Source organism: Gelidibacter algens (assembly GCF_001678675.1).
Classification (GTDB): Bacteria; Bacteroidota; Bacteroidia; order Flavobacteriales; family Flavobacteriaceae; genus Gelidibacter; species Gelidibacter algens.
Map to the genome: position 1 here is coordinate 33663 of NZ_LZRN01000031.1, position 14431 is coordinate 48093.

The following is a 14431-nucleotide window of genomic DNA, read 5'->3' on the forward strand; positions in this document are numbered from 1 at the left end:
CGCTTTTTTTATTTCTATATTTTTGAATCATGATTTCTACGGACGCCATTTTTAACATCCAAACACAAGCCGAATTTGAGTCTGCAAGCCTTGAGGTTTTCAAATTCCAATTCGAAAACAATCGTGTGTACCGATCGTTTTGTGATTTGCTTTATATCCACCCCAGTGATGTGAAGCGTATTGAAGACATCCCATTTTTACCGATACAATTCTTCAAATCGCATGATATTTTGAGCAGTTCACAACCGGTTGAACAATTATTTACCAGTTCAGGAACTACGGGCGCTATGACCAGTAAACATCAAGTAACGGATGTTCAGATTTACGAGGAAAGCTTTAGACGTGCCTTCAAGCATTTTTATGGTACTATTGAAGATTGTGTGGTTTTGGCCTTATTACCATCTTATTTGGAACGTGAAGGTTCTTCATTGATCTATATGGTAGAAGACATGATCGAAAAATCGCACCAACCAGAAAGTGGATTTTACTTGCATAACCTCTCAGAGTTGAAAGATATTTTAATTTCGTTAGATGCACATGGTAAAAAGGTTTTACTTATTGGCGTCTCCTTTGCACTTCTCGACCTCGTAGAATCATATCAATTTCAATTGAAAAATACCGTCATTATGGAAACCGGTGGCATGAAAGGAAGACGAAAAGAATTGGTAAGAGAAGAACTTCATGCCATACTTGAAAAAGGCTTTGGCGTAAAAACCATCCATAGCGAGTATGGGATGACTGAATTATTGAGTCAGGCGTATTCCAAAGGCCATGGCGTTTTTGAATGCCCCAAATGGATGCAGATTTTAACAAGAGATCCTGAAGATGCATTGACCATCCTCCCGAAAAACAAGACAGGAGGCATTAACGTTATTGATTTGGCAAACATCAATTCATGCTCTTTTATTGCCACACAGGACTTAGGAAAGGTGTTACCTGATAATCAATTTGAAATTATTGGACGTTTTGATAATTCAGACATTAGAGGTTGCAACCTCATGGTATTATAAATGTTTGTTAAAGTCTGTAATTGCAATGTAATACATACGACCAAACCAACACTTAAAAAGACTGACATTTTGGGAAGCCAAAAAAAAGTATTCTATAATTAGTAAAAGAAAGAAGTTTTTAAGTTGATTGGTTGGTTTTTTAACGCCTGATTGAAGTTTAATTCGTCAGGCGTTTTTTTTTTAGAAAAGCGGCAATCTTTTAAATTTGTAAATTAAATTTCAAAGATTACCTAGCTGAACCAATCTCGCTCCCGACACTTCAGGATGGGCGGGATCTTAGTATTCCACCTTTTTGTTTTTTGATTAGGGTTGAAATGACTTCATATTAAGAACCCACTTTAACAATATAAGTACTCTTCTTCCCTCTATTGAGAATAATGTATTTGCCATTGATCAGATCCTCAGTTGACAAGACATAATCTTCAGCAACTTTATCCTTATTTACAGAAATTGAATTTTCCTTCAAGGCACGACGTGCTTCGCCGTTGGAATTAAGAAAATTGGTCTTTGCAGCAAGTGCCGCAATCATATCGACACCTTCATCAAAGTCAGCTTTAGAAATTTCAGCTAAAGGCACACCTTCAAACACTTCTAAAAACATGGATTCATTCAAGGTTTTTATGTCTTGTTTAAAGGAGTCACTAAACAAAATATTTGATGCTCTTTCAGCATTTTCAAAATCTTCTTTAGAATGTACAAAAGTGGTCACTTCTTCAGCCAATCGTTTTTGTAGATGGCGCATATGTGGCGCTTCATGGTGCTCAACTATTAAGTGTTCAATGATCTTTCTATCTAAAAAGGTAAAAATTTTAATGTATTTCTCAGCATCTTCATCGCTTGTATTCAACCAAAACTGGTAAAATTGGTATACTGATGTTTTATCAGCATCCAACCAGATGTTGCCGCCTTCACTTTTGCCAAATTTAGAACCATCAGCTTTGGTAATCAACGGACAGGTCATTGCATAAGCCTTTGCTTCTTCACCAACATTCATACGTCTTACCAACTCGGTTCCTGTGGTAATATTACCCCATTGGTCACTTCCGCCCATTTGTAAAACAACATTATGATGTTTGTGCAAATGGTAAAAATCATACCCTTGGATCAATTGGTAGGTAAATTCCGTGAAGGACATGCCAACACTACCTTCTTCGCCAGATAAACGTTTTTTGACAGAATCTTTGGACATCATATAATTGACCGTAATGCGTTTGCCAACATCTCTTGCAAAGTCAATGAACGTGAAATTCTTCATCCATTCGTAGTTGTTCACTAAAACTGGAGCGTTTTTAGCGGTAGAATCAAAATCCAAGAATCGGGATAACACTGATTTTATTCCCGCCACATTCTTTTCCAAAGCAACCTCATCAAGTAAATTACGTTCATCGCTTTTACCAGAAGGGTCTCCAATCATTCCAGTAGCGCCACCAACCAAAGCCATAGGTTTGTGCCCTGCTCTTTGCAAGTGTACCAAAAGAATTATTGGAACCAGACTCCCGATATGGAGTGAATCTGACGTAGGATCAAAGCCAATATAAGCGGTGGTCATCTCTTTATTGAGTTGGTCTTCAGTGCCGGGCATGATATCGTGGACCATTCCTCTCCAACGTAAATCTTCTACAAAGGCGTTTGTCATGAATTCTAGAATTATTTTCTAATGTCCCGCAAAGATAAACATCAGTAGAGAATTAGGAATTAATATGTAATAATTCTTTATTTTAGTCACATGATATTAGTTACAGGAGGTACAGGATTGGTAGGTTCTCATTTGCTTTTTAAATTATTGGAAACCAACGCCAAGGTGAAGGCAATTTACAGAAGAGAACATAAATTGGAGTTGGTAAAAAAAGTCTTTTCTTATTACACTGAAGACGTTGCCTCACTGTATCAAAAAATTGAATGGATTAAAGCTGATATTACAGATGTACCTTCTTTGGAAATTGCCTTCAAAGATGTTGATTACGTTTACCATTGTGCCGCTTTTGTGAGTTTTGAACCTGACAAATACCACCAACTGCGCAATTTGAATATTAAGGGTACTGCAAATGTGGTCAACTTATGCATCTCAAATGGAGTTAAAAAATTGTGTTATGTGAGTTCTATTGCAACTATTGGGCATCATCAAAATCCTGAGCAGCTCATTACTGAAGACACCCATTGGAACCAAGAAGAGGATAACAGCGTGTATGCCATTACCAAATATGGGGCTGAGACTGAAGTTTGGCGTGGTACCCAAGAAGGGGTTGACGCAGTTATTTTGAATCCGGGAATTATCATTGGGCCAGGGTTCTGGAATGGCGGTGGCAGTAGCAGTTTATTAAAAAAGGTCTATAAGGGCATGCCGTATTACACAAAGGGTGTTACTGGCTATGTGGATGTGGATGATGTTGTGAAGGCCATGATTTTATTGATGGAGAGCGATATAAAAAATGAACGGTTTATTGTCATTTCAGAAAACTTATCCTTTAAAGAGTTTCAGCAGCAAACAGCTTTGGCACTCAATGTAAAACCCGCCCTAAAAGAGGCCAGCGCTTTTATTTTAGCAGTGGGCTGGCGCTTGGATTGGCTGAACCAAGTCCTCACCGGAAAACGCCGCAGATTATCTAGGCATATGGTAAAAAGCGCAAAGAGCATCACACAATATGATGCATCGAAGTTAAAAGATGCGCTCAATTTCAAATTTAAACCAATGTCAATTTCTCTAAAGGAAAACGCTCAATTATTCTTAAGTGATTTGGAGAAAAATCCCTATTGAGGTAAAGGGTCCTCAATTTCTCTTAGTGCGCCTTTTACTCTTTTTTTAGTGACACCAGTGGAGTCACCAAGTTCTTGTTCTTCTTTAACCAGCTCTTCGTAAAGGTCCTTATTTTTTTGGAGAGTTACTCTCACGTTTTCAATCATGGCCGAGTAGCCTTCAGTATCATAAGCATAATAGGTGTTGCTTTCGGCAAACTGTAAACTATCGATATTATATTTTTTATAGACATAATCTAGGGGCATGACCCCATTAAGCTCCAATATTTTCCTATTGACTCCCTTCGCTGCATTAAGAATATACACATCATACATGATCTCCGTCATTTTATCCTTGCCAATCAATTTTGTCGGCTTTTTAGGTTTGTCCATGCCGCTGCACCCAAAAAGGGCAATCAGAACAATGATGCAAAAGAAGTGTTTCATCTAATAAAGGTTAATCGTTTCCCGGCTTTGACATCTAAAAACTTGAAATTCTTATACACTAAGGCGCCATTCACAAACGTATGAGTAATTCTCGATTTAAAAAGCGTGTTCTCAAAAGGTGACCAGCCACATTTATATATAATGTTATCTTTTTTCACCGTCCATGGGCTGTTGATATCCACAATAGCCAAATCAGCATAATATCCTGGTTTGATATAGCCGCGTTTTTCTATCTGAAATAAGATGGCTGGATTATGACACATTTTCTCGGCAATTTTTTCTAAACTGATCTTACCATTATGATAGCTTTCAATCATAGCTACAAGCGCATGCTGTACTAACGGTCCTCCAGATGGCGCATCTGTATAAACATTTTGTTTTTCTTGTAAGGTATGTGGAGCATGGTCACTAGCAACCACATCAATGCGGTCATCTAAAAGAGCTTTCCATAGTTCGTCACGATCTTTCGCTGTCTTTATAGCAGGGTTCCATTTGATTAATGAGCCTTTTTTCTTGTAATCTTCATCACTAAACCATAAATGGTGAATACACACTTCTGCAGTAATTTTCTTATCCTTGAGCGGAATCTTATTAGAGAACAACTTGGTCTCCTTGCCTGTAGATAAATGGAAAACATGCAAGCGTGCCCCAGTTTTTTTTGCTAATTCTATAGCTTTAGATGAGGATATATAGCACGCTTCCTCACTTCTAATAACAGGATGGCATTCCATAGGAATATCGTTCCCATATTTTTCAAGATGCTCCTCAAGATTGTTTTTGATGGTAGCTTCATCTTCACAATGTACAGAAATCAACAAGTCAGTACTTTTGAAGATCTTTTCCAGAACTTCCGTATTGTCCACCAACATATCACCTGTTGATGATCCTAAAAACAGTTTAAGACCAGCAACATTTTTAGAATCTACCTTTAATATTTCTTCCAAATTGGTATTGGTACCCCCAAACATAAATGAATAATTGGCGTAGGAGGTGTTTGCAGCAATTTCAAACTTTTCTTCAAGCTTCTCTATAGTTGTGGTTTGAGGCACGGTGTTTGGCATTTCTATAAACGACGTGATCCCACCAGCCACGGCAGCTTTGGATTCTGACTCAATAGTTGCCTTATGTGTCAATCCTGGCTCCCTAAAATGGACTTGGTCATCGATGACTCCAGGAAACACATAGCTGCCCTCAACATCCACTACAACTACATCAGATGTTTTAGCACTGATAGAATCAGCAACTTCCTTAATAAACTCTCCTTCAATTAAAATGTCGCCCTCAAAAATGCGTCCTTCATTAACAATCTTTGCATTTTTAATTAAGTACCGTTTTTGTCTTTCATGTATTTTTTTCTTATTGTTTTTTAACGGACACATGCTGTTCGCAATTAATCATTCCCATGGGTAGTGAATTTTTTAGCATGCTCGTTTCATATTATTTGCTAAATAAGCTTTTGAATTTCATGGTAATGACTCCAAAAATAGCTTCGGAAATAATCCCGCCACTCATTTTCGATTTTCCTTTTGCCCGATCTGTAAAAATTACAGGAATTTCAATAACATTAAACCCTTTTAAATGGGCTTTAAATTTCATTTCTATTTGAAACGCGTAGCCCACAAATTTAATTGTATCTAAGTTAATAGTCTGTAAGACTTTCCTTTTATAACAAACAAAACCTGCTGTAGTGTCCTGTATGTCCATTCTTGTAATAAACCGAACATATTTGGATGCCAAATATGAGAGTAATATCCTATTCATTGGCCAATTGACCACGTTAACACCCGTGATATATCGAGATCCAATGGCAACATCAGCCCTATCACTCGCACAGGCCGAATAAAGTTTGCCTAAATCTTCGGGGTTATGTGAGAAATCGGCGTCCATTTCAAAAATATACTCGTAGTTTTTGGCGAGGCTCCATTTAAATCCATCAATATATGCTGTGCCCAAACCTGTTTTGTCTTCTCGCTTGAGCAAAAATAAACGGTCTGGAAACTCTGTTTGCAACGACTCTACTTTCTCGGCTGTCAAATCTGGTGAATTGTCATCAACCACAAGCACATCGAAAGCCTTGTTCTGCGCAAAAACTGCTATGATTATAGCTTCAATGTTTTCAATTTCATTGTAGGTTGGAATGATGACAATGGCGTCTTTCATCGGTAAAATTTTAGCAAAAGTAAGTTTTTTTAAAAGATTAATTTTATTGAAATGAACAGATAAAATTTTCTTTATAATTTAGCAGCATGCTAAGAGACGTCATATCTTACGAATGGTTTACCATATTTATGGTTTTAGGATTGGTTTTCATTGCAATTGCCAAAGTATCCTTCACCAATCGATTTATCGATTTTTTGGGTGTTTTTGGCAACTCAAAATACCTCAAACTTTACACCAAGGATCAAAAATTTATTGATGTTTTTGATGCGCTCTTATTTTTGAATCTCGTCATTTCTATTTCCATCTTTGGCTACCTCTCCTATTTGACATTGGAGTCTACACAAACCTTTGAGCTGGATGTGTTTTTAAAGTTTATGCTGGGAGTTACCTCCCTGGCTCTGGTTAAAATATTAGCCGAACGACTTATCGGAAGTGTGTTTGAAATTGACCGTTTGATCGACGCTTATCTCTTTCAAAAAATCAGTTACAAAAATTTCAGTGGCTTTGTGCTCTTACCCATTAACGCCTTGTTATTGTACACAATTAACCCATCAAAAGTTATAATTTTTGCCGTCATTTCTTTACTAATAATTATCAATGTAATTGGATTTATCACGTCGTTTAAAAATCATCAAAAGACAGTGATAGACAACATATTCTATTTTATTTTGTATCTTTGCGCACTTGAAATTGGGCCTTATCTGATTTTGTATAAAATAATTGTAGAATATAAAGTATAAAACCCTCCCTAGCCTATGAAAGTGAAAACAATTTTAGTGTCTCAACCCGAACCTAAAATCGAAAATTCGCCTTACTTTGATCTCCAAGAAAAGCAAAAAGTAAAAATTGACTTCCGCCCATTTATACACGTAGAAGGTGTTGCAGCAAAAGATGTAAGACAGCAAAAAGTTGACCTTACACAATATACTGCCATCATTTTGACCAGCAGGAATTCTGTAGATCATTTTTTTAGAGTGGCAGACGAAATGCGCTTTAAAGTACCAGACTCCCTAAAGTATTTTTGTCAAAGTGAAGCGGTGGCGTTCTATCTTCAAAAATATGTAGTGTATAGGAAACGAAAAATTTATGTAGGTAAACGCAATTTTGAGGATCTCTCTCCTTTGATCAAAAAATACAAAGACGAAAATTTCCTATTGCCCACTACAGATAAATTAAAAGATGAAGTGCCTGCAACTCTCAATGCATTGAACATTAAGTGGAAAGAAGCAATTTTCTATAAAACGGTAATTAGCGATTTGTCTGATCTTGCAGATGTGTACTATGATATTCTAGTGTTTTTCAGCCCTTCAGGAATTGAATCATTGTTTCAAAACTTTCCAGATTTTAAGCAAAACGAGACTCGTATTGCGGTATTTGGAAACACCACGGCCAAGGCTGTTGAAGAGCACGGACTGAGAATTGATATCTTGGCTCCTACACCAGAAACCCCATCGATGACCATGGCGTTAGAAAAATATATTGAAAAAGCAAATAAAGGAAAATAAAATTTCTACTTTAAATAACTAAAAAAGGCGATTCAAAAAATTTGAATCGCCTTTTTATTTTATAGTGAAGTTGTGGTTTAAAACGCGTAGCGTTGTGGCCCACCTCTTCTGATCTCCTCGCTTGCAAAATTTTCAAATTTCTTGAAGTTTTCTCTAAAGGCATTTGTCAATTTGAAGGCTGTAGCGTAATAGGCTTCATCATCAGCCCAAGTAGTTCTCGGACTCAATACTTCATCAGGAACACCCGGGCAAGATCTTGGTTGCGCTACTCCAAATACGGAATGGATGTGGTAATCTTCATAAGTATAGCCTTTTAAATCACCATTCAATACGGCGTTAATCATGGCTCTTGTGTATTTCAATTTCATTCTTGTTCCTACGCCGTAAGGTCCACCTGTCCATCCAGTATTTACCAACCACACATTAACGCCAGTTTCTTTCATTTTAGCACTTAACATTTCTGCATATTTTGCAGGATGCAACGGCATGAATGGTGCACCAAAACACGCTGAAAAATTTGGTGTAGGTTCTACAACCCCTGCTTCAGTTCCCGCAACTTTGGCGGTATAGCCAGAAATAAAATGGTAAGCCGCTTGATTAGGTGTCAATTTGGAGATTGGAGGTAACACACCAAAAGCATCTGCTGTTAAAAAGAAAATATTCTTAGGATTTTTACCAATAGAAGGTACTTGAATATTATCAATATGGTCTATTGGGTAACTTACACGAGTATTTTGCGTAATGGACACATCATCAAAATCAACATCTCCATTAGCATTTAAAATGACATTTTCTAAAATGGCTCCTTTTTTAATCGCTTTAAAAATATCAGGTTCATTTTCTTCACAAAGATTGATCACTTTCGCATAACAGCCGCCTTCAAAATTGAATACGGAATTTTCTTTGGTCCATCCGTGCTCATCATCTCCAATTAAACGTCTGTTTGGATCAGCAGATAAGGTTGTTTTTCCTGTTCCTGATAATCCGAAAAATATCGCAGTATCATCATCCTTACCCACATTGGCACTACAGTGCATTGGTAAGGTGTTTTTAAATACTGGTAAGATAAAATTCAAGGCAGAAAAAATACCTTTTTTAATTTCTCCAGTATAACCGGTTCCTCCTATAAGCGCGATTTTTCGCGTAAAATCTAAAATCGCAAAATTATGTTGGCGAGTGCCATCCACTTCAGGGTTGGCCATAAACCCAGGAGCGTTTACAACTGTCCATTCTGGAGAAAAGTTTTTCAATTCTTCGCCAGTTGGTCGTAAAAACATATTGTAAGCAAATTGATTGCTCCATGGATACTCAGTAATTACTCTAATATTTAGCTTGTAATTCTCATCTGCACAAGCGTAACTGTCCCTTACATAAATTTCTTTTCCTGAAAGATAAGCTGTAACCTTATCATATAACTTCTGAAAATCATCCGGATCAAATGCAATGTTGATATTTCCCCACCACACACGGTCTTTAGTAATCTCATCTTTAACTATAAATCTATCTTGTGGCGAACGTCCAGTAAACTCTCCAGTATTTACCGCCAAGGCACCAGAAGAAGATTCCACACCTTGCCCTTTGGCGACTGCTATTTCATGAAGTTTTTCTGGAGATAATTGGTAATGTACTTCGGCATTTTTAATACCGTACTCATCTAACGAAATCGATTTCGTAGGTTGGGTGTTATTGGCCATAATAATTTGTGTTGTTTGTGGCTACAAAATTAGCAATTATTTTAAAGTATGCACTCTTTTTAAGAATTATCACGTCTCATTTTCAAAAAATTGATCAACATTACCACCCATGAAATGATCAACAATAAACCGCCAATGGGTGTAATAAAACCGACACTTTTAAAGTCTATATTGGTTACTGCCATAGTTGCCAATCCGTAAATAGAACCAGAGAACAAAAACACTCCAAATACAACCAGATAATAGATGATAGCTTTTAATTTTTCTTTAATTAAACTAGTGGTTCCAACAAATAAAAGCAACAAGGCGTGATACATTTGGTAGCGCACACCAGTCTCAAAGGTTAGTTGGGCATCCACTGAAATCAATTGCTTTAAACCATGGGCGCCAAAAGCACCAAGAGCTATAGCGATAATCCCAAAAATGGCCGCAGTTGTTAAAATAATTCTATTCATATAATTGCATTTTTGACTTCATTAACCGCGAGTTATTTAGTAAATTCGTAATTCTTAACAACAAAATTACTCAAGAAATCCCAATTATGCGAAAGATTTTAGTCATAGGTTCAGGAAAATCTTCTTCTTACCTCATCAAACATTTATTAGATAAGTCTACTGAGGAAAACTTACATATTATAGTTGGTGATATTGACATTCACAATGCCAACAAACTTATTGACAACCACGAGCATGGCCAGGCCATTACCTTGGATGTTTTTAATAAACAATCACGCCAGAATGCCATTGAAAATGCTGATATTGTCGTCTCCATGCTTCCTGCAAGATACCATATTGAAGTGGCTAGAGACTGCATTACCTATGGTAAAAACATGGTAACCGCATCTTATGTGAGCAAGGAAATGGAAGATTTGGACACTGCCGCAAAAAATAAAGGGTTGGTATTTATGAATGAAGTGGGCGTTGACCCAGGAATTGACCATATGAGCGCCATGAAGGTCATTGATAGCATTAGAGCCAAAGGAGGCAAAATGGTACTGTTTGAATCATTTACTGGCGGATTGGTTGCTCCTGAAAGTGACAATAACCTTTGGAATTATAAATTTACCTGGAACCCAAGAAATGTTGTAGTTGCAGGGCAAGGGAGCGCTGCTAAATTTGTTCAGGAAGGTAATTATAAATATATTCCTTACCATCGTTTATTTAGAAGGACTGAATTTTTAGAAATAGATGGTTATGGTCGTTTTGAGGCTTATGCCAATAGAGATTCTCTCAAATACCAAAGTGTTTATGGGTTAGACCATATCAAAACCCTTTATAGGGGCACCATGCGTCGCGTTGGCTTTAGTCGCGCGTGGAATATGTTCGTACAATTGGGAATGACTGACGATAGCTATACTATAGAGGATAGCGAGAATATGAGCTATCGTGATTTTGTGAATGCATTTTTACCATACAGCCCTACAGATTCTGTAGAACTTAAATTCAGATTGTCTCTCAAAATCGATCAAGATGACATTGTGTGGGACAAGCTTGAAGAATTAGATCTTTTCAATAAAAACAAAATGGTAACGCTCAAAAAGGCGACCCCAGCAGAAATACTTCAGAAAATATTGATGGATAGCTGGACGCTTCACGATGATGACAAGGATATGATTGTCATGTACCATAAGTTTGGTTATGAGCTTAATGGCAAAATGCATCAAATTGATTCTACCATGGTCACTATTGGAGAAGACCAAACCTATACCGCTATGGCAAAAACTGTGGGACTTCCAGTAGCCATTGCAACATTGGCTATTTTGAACCAAACTATCGTAACTCCTGGGGTTCAAATTCCAATTACCAAAGAAGTGTACGGGCCCATTTTATCAGAATTGGAAGCTTTCGATATCAAGTTTACTGAAAAAGAAGTGCCGTACTTAGGGTATAATCCTTTGAATGTGTAAAAACGGAAGCTGGAGGCATTAAGGTAGAAGCTCAAACTTTGGAGTTTGGAGTTTGGAGTTTGGAGTTTATAAATTGAGGATAAATGAGATTCCCCTCTTCGCGGGAAGTGAATATGAAAATAGTCAATCAGAACATTCAAATTGATGGTATCGATAAAAAGATACTCCGCGCACTAATGGAAGATGCTAGGACTCCTATTTTGGAAATTGCCAGAAAAGTGGGCATTTCCGGTGCTGCAATCCACCAGCGTTTGAGGAAACTGGAAAAATCCGGTTTAATATCGGGTTCAAAATTTGTCATCAACCCGAAAGTACTGGGCTACACTACCATGGCTTTTGTGGGTATTTACTTAGACAAAGCTGTGAGTAACCCTGAGGCGGTAAAACAACTTCAAAAAATTCCTGAAGTTTTGGAATGCCATTACACTACAGGCAATTGGAGCATTTTGATAAAAATTCTGTGTAAAGACAATGAGCATTTGATGCATTTGCTCAATAAGGAAATTCAATCCATTTCAGGTGTGTCTCGAACCGAAACGTTCATCTCCTTAAATCAGCAGATTGATAGACAGATTCAAATTTAAACAGTGATATTATAAAACACTTGAAAACTTCAGTAGTTTTTTTATAATTTGTTGCTATCGATCTCGGAAAATTACTTTGAAATAAAATTCCAACACTTATTTAAGAAAATACAGCTGGTTTTGTCAAGCGTATTAAAAGAATGTTGAGTGCGCTAAAAAAAAATTGACATAAAACAAATATCAATAAAATTTATTACATTAGCCATCGTTCACGAGCACTGAAGCACTTGGACAGACCCAAATCAACCTAAAAAAGTCACTTGTCCTTAAAAAATTGCCAACGTGTCTCTTAACTAACCTATTTAATTAAAATGAAAAAACTACATTTTATTTCCGTTCTGTTCCTTTCAATGCTTATATTTTCTTGTAGTAGTGATGACACGACTGATGCTCCTACTGAAGGCCCAAAATTTCAGGCCTCACTAAATGGAGGAACATTTTCAAATTACAGCTTCCAACTTGGCGCTTATGAAGCCACTAAGGGTACCAACGGCAACACTTTGAGTATAGACATCGCCGACACCAAAGGGACTGCAATTAGTTTATTCCTGAACAATACTGACGGTTTTAAAACGGGTACCGTGAAACAAATTGGAAACATTGATTCAGATAACTTTATCACTCACAGTGTGATTAGAGATGTGAGTACGGCAGTATCTTATTATTCTAAAACTGGAACGATAAAAATTACCAATAATCGGGAACATCCATCAAATGCACAACAGCGCCTTATTTCAGGAGAGTTCAATATTGTGGCATCTTCCATAGATGGCACCAAAACCACAACAATAAAAGGTTCTTTTGAAGAGCTCGCCTATAACAATTAAAAATATACTAAAATGCTTTCAAAGTTGGTCAATGACATTGTCTTATTCCAGTAAGAAATAATTAGAACAATTCACAAAAGCATAAAACCGAATTTCAACCTACACAGGTGAAATTCGGTTTTTTTATATATTCTTTTTAGAGGAATTTTAATCTCTTCCCCCAAAAACCGCCATAGCCCAATATAACAACGAGGCTAGCGCACCAATTGCGGCAACTAAATAAGTTCTAGCAGCCCATTTGAGTGCATCTTCTGACCCTTTGTATTCTTCTGGCGTGAGCATATTTTTTCCTTTCAACCATGCTAATGCCCTGTTACTCGCGTCATATTCAACAGGTAATGTTATAAAGCTGAACAATGTTGCAAATCCCATAAACACCAATCCTGCCACGGCAATATAGTATCCAAATCCAGCACCTGCGGCAGCACCAAGAATCAAGCCTCCAATCACCAACCATTGTGACATGCCTGAAGTAACACTCACCACGGGCACCAATGCTGAACGCATTTTTAGAGCGCCATAAGCTTGCGCATGTTGCACGGCATGACCACACTCGTGGGCAGCAACTGCAGCGGCAGCGGCATTACGCTGCTCGTAAACAGATTCACTAAGGTTAACTGTTTTATTTGCCGGATTGTAATGGTCTGTCAATTGTCCTTTTACAGAAATGACTTCTACATCACTAATGCCATTATCAGCTAACATTTTTTCAGCAATTTCCTTTCCGCTCATTCCATTTTTTAAATGGACTTGCGAGTATTTTTTGAATTTCTTTTTTAATTGGCTGCTTACCAACCAGCTGACCAGTGCTATACCTCCAATTAAAATCCAATAGCCTAAACCTATTCCACCCATGTTTTCTTTTTTTTAAATTTAGATTAAATATAGCAAAAAGTAAGCCAATTTAACGTCAGGAAATTTTGTCAGCTTTCTTACTATTTATCTCGTTCAAAGTGCTGATGGTGCTGAGTGAGTAACTAATCAAAATCCACCTCGTCTTCTGTTTCTTTTCGGAAACAAAAGACACTCCTCCTTGAAAAGGAGGAGAATTCCTCATCAGAATATTTATCCTACGATATTAACAATTTTCCCAGGAACGATGATCACCTTTTTAGGGGTGCGTCCTTGCAATTGCTCTTGGGTTTTTTCATGTGCCATCACTGCTTTTTCGATGTCCGCATTTTTCATATCCAATGGTAATTCTAAAGTGAATTTCATTTTCCCATTAAAAGAAATTGGATAGTTCTTGCTGCTCTCCACCAAATGACTAGCATCAAATTCTGGAAATGGCGCTGTTGAAATAGATTCGTTATGTCCTAATTTATCCCATAATTCTTCCGCAATATGCGGTGCATAAGGCGATAACAAAATCAAGAAAGGCTCCAAAATTGCTCTGCTTGTACATTTTTGGGCGGTCAATTCGTTCACCGCAATCATAAAGGTGGAAACCGTGGTATTGAAGGAGAAGTTTTCAATGTCTTCTTCCACTTTTTTGATGGTTTTGTGGAGAATTTTGAAATCCTCCCCTAACCCCTCCGAAGGAGGGGAACTGTTGACGTAAAAAC

General features: G+C 37.3%; 15 protein-coding genes. 7 read left to right on the forward strand and 8 right to left on the reverse strand.

Features of this window, described 5'->3' with window-relative positions; all coding sequences use genetic code 11:
* Window positions 1-29 precede the first annotated feature (29 nt).
* A complete protein-coding gene (locus tag A9996_RS13715) occupies window positions 30-1010 on the forward strand; it encodes a LuxE/PaaK family acyltransferase (protein WP_066436120.1) in 981 nt (326 codons plus the stop codon).
* A gap of 325 nt (window positions 1011-1335) precedes the next feature.
* Here A9996_RS13715 and tyrS read toward each other — a convergent pair whose 3' ends face one another.
* Window positions 1336-2646 carry a tyrosine--tRNA ligase gene (tyrS, locus tag A9996_RS13720; protein ID WP_066436124.1) on the reverse strand — a complete coding sequence of 437 codons (1311 nt, stop codon included), beginning with the start codon at window positions 2644-2646 and terminating at the stop codon, window positions 1336-1338.
* A gap of 90 nt (window positions 2647-2736) precedes the next feature.
* Between tyrS and A9996_RS13725 the strand changes: the two genes are divergently transcribed.
* Window positions 2737-3765, forward strand: coding sequence for an NAD-dependent epimerase/dehydratase family protein (locus A9996_RS13725; protein ID WP_066436128.1), 1029 nt, complete (start codon window positions 2737-2739; stop codon window positions 3763-3765).
* Here A9996_RS13725 and A9996_RS13730 read toward each other — a convergent pair.
* From A9996_RS13730 to A9996_RS13740, 3 genes are read right to left on the reverse strand one after another with little or no spacing between them, the layout of a single operon-like run.
* Entirely contained in the window at window positions 3759-4190 is a 432-nt protein-coding gene (locus tag A9996_RS13730; protein ID WP_066436130.1) for a DUF4296 domain-containing protein, read from the reverse strand. The genes A9996_RS13725 and A9996_RS13730 overlap by 7 nt on opposite strands.
* Window positions 4187-5569: a dihydroorotase gene (locus tag A9996_RS13735; protein ID WP_066436133.1), complete on the reverse strand. Its 1383-nt coding sequence runs from the start codon at window positions 5567-5569 to the stop codon at window positions 4187-4189. Before A9996_RS13735 ends, A9996_RS13730 begins: the two co-directional genes overlap by 4 nt.
* Before the next feature lie 58 nt (window positions 5570-5627).
* A complete protein-coding gene (locus tag A9996_RS13740) occupies window positions 5628-6350 on the reverse strand; it encodes a polyprenol monophosphomannose synthase (RefSeq protein ID WP_066436136.1) in 723 nt (240 codons plus the stop codon).
* Between the two features lie 86 nt (window positions 6351-6436).
* Here A9996_RS13740 and A9996_RS13745 point away from each other — a divergent pair, with 86 nt between their 5' ends.
* Together A9996_RS13745 and A9996_RS13750 are read left to right on the forward strand one after the other, a co-directional pair.
* Window positions 6437-7090 carry a DUF4271 domain-containing protein gene (locus A9996_RS13745; protein WP_066436139.1) on the forward strand — a complete coding sequence of 218 codons (654 nt, stop codon included), beginning with the start codon at window positions 6437-6439 and terminating at the stop codon, window positions 7088-7090.
* A 15-nt stretch (window positions 7091-7105) separates the two neighbouring features.
* On the forward strand, window positions 7106-7855 hold the full coding sequence (locus A9996_RS13750) for a uroporphyrinogen-III synthase (protein WP_066436143.1): 750 nt from the start codon (window positions 7106-7108) through the stop codon (window positions 7853-7855).
* A 77-nt stretch (window positions 7856-7932) separates the two neighbouring features.
* On the opposite strand, the gene pckA is transcribed toward A9996_RS13750, so the two are convergent.
* Together pckA and A9996_RS13760 are read right to left on the reverse strand one after the other, a co-directional pair.
* Window positions 7933-9549 carry a phosphoenolpyruvate carboxykinase (ATP) gene (pckA, locus tag A9996_RS13755; protein WP_066436147.1) on the reverse strand — a complete coding sequence of 539 codons (1617 nt, stop codon included), beginning with the start codon at window positions 9547-9549 and terminating at the stop codon, window positions 7933-7935.
* 59 nt (window positions 9550-9608) lie between these two features.
* Window positions 9609-10004: a DUF423 domain-containing protein gene (locus tag A9996_RS13760; protein WP_066436150.1), complete on the reverse strand. Its 396-nt coding sequence runs from the start codon at window positions 10002-10004 to the stop codon at window positions 9609-9611.
* An 86-nt stretch (window positions 10005-10090) separates the two neighbouring features.
* Here A9996_RS13760 and A9996_RS13765 point away from each other — a divergent pair, with 86 nt between their 5' ends.
* The 3 genes from A9996_RS13765 to A9996_RS13775 all read left to right on the forward strand — a co-directional run bounded on the left by A9996_RS13765 (window position 10091) and on the right by A9996_RS13775 (window position 12866).
* The gene (locus tag A9996_RS13765; protein ID WP_066436153.1) at window positions 10091-11455 is read left to right on the forward strand and encodes a saccharopine dehydrogenase family protein; all 1365 of its coding nucleotides are present in this window, start codon (window positions 10091-10093) and stop codon (window positions 11453-11455) included.
* Between the two features lie 113 nt (window positions 11456-11568).
* Complete coding sequence (locus A9996_RS13770; RefSeq protein ID WP_066436181.1) at window positions 11569-12039, forward strand: Lrp/AsnC family transcriptional regulator; 471 nt, start codon at window positions 11569-11571, stop codon at window positions 12037-12039.
* A gap of 311 nt (window positions 12040-12350) precedes the next feature.
* On the forward strand, window positions 12351-12866 hold the full coding sequence (locus A9996_RS13775; RefSeq protein ID WP_146608978.1) for a hypothetical protein: 516 nt from the start codon (window positions 12351-12353) through the stop codon (window positions 12864-12866).
* 147 nt (window positions 12867-13013) lie between these two features.
* On the opposite strand, the gene A9996_RS13780 is transcribed toward A9996_RS13775, so the two are convergent.
* Together A9996_RS13780 and A9996_RS13785 are read right to left on the reverse strand one after the other, a co-directional pair.
* The gene (locus A9996_RS13780; protein WP_066436168.1) at window positions 13014-13721 is read right to left on the reverse strand and encodes a zinc metallopeptidase; all 708 of its coding nucleotides are present in this window, start codon (window positions 13719-13721) and stop codon (window positions 13014-13016) included.
* A 210-nt stretch (window positions 13722-13931) separates the two neighbouring features.
* Window positions 13932-14431 (reverse strand): class I tRNA ligase family protein (locus tag A9996_RS13785; protein WP_157487222.1); only part of this gene is annotated, 500 nt, incomplete at its 5' end.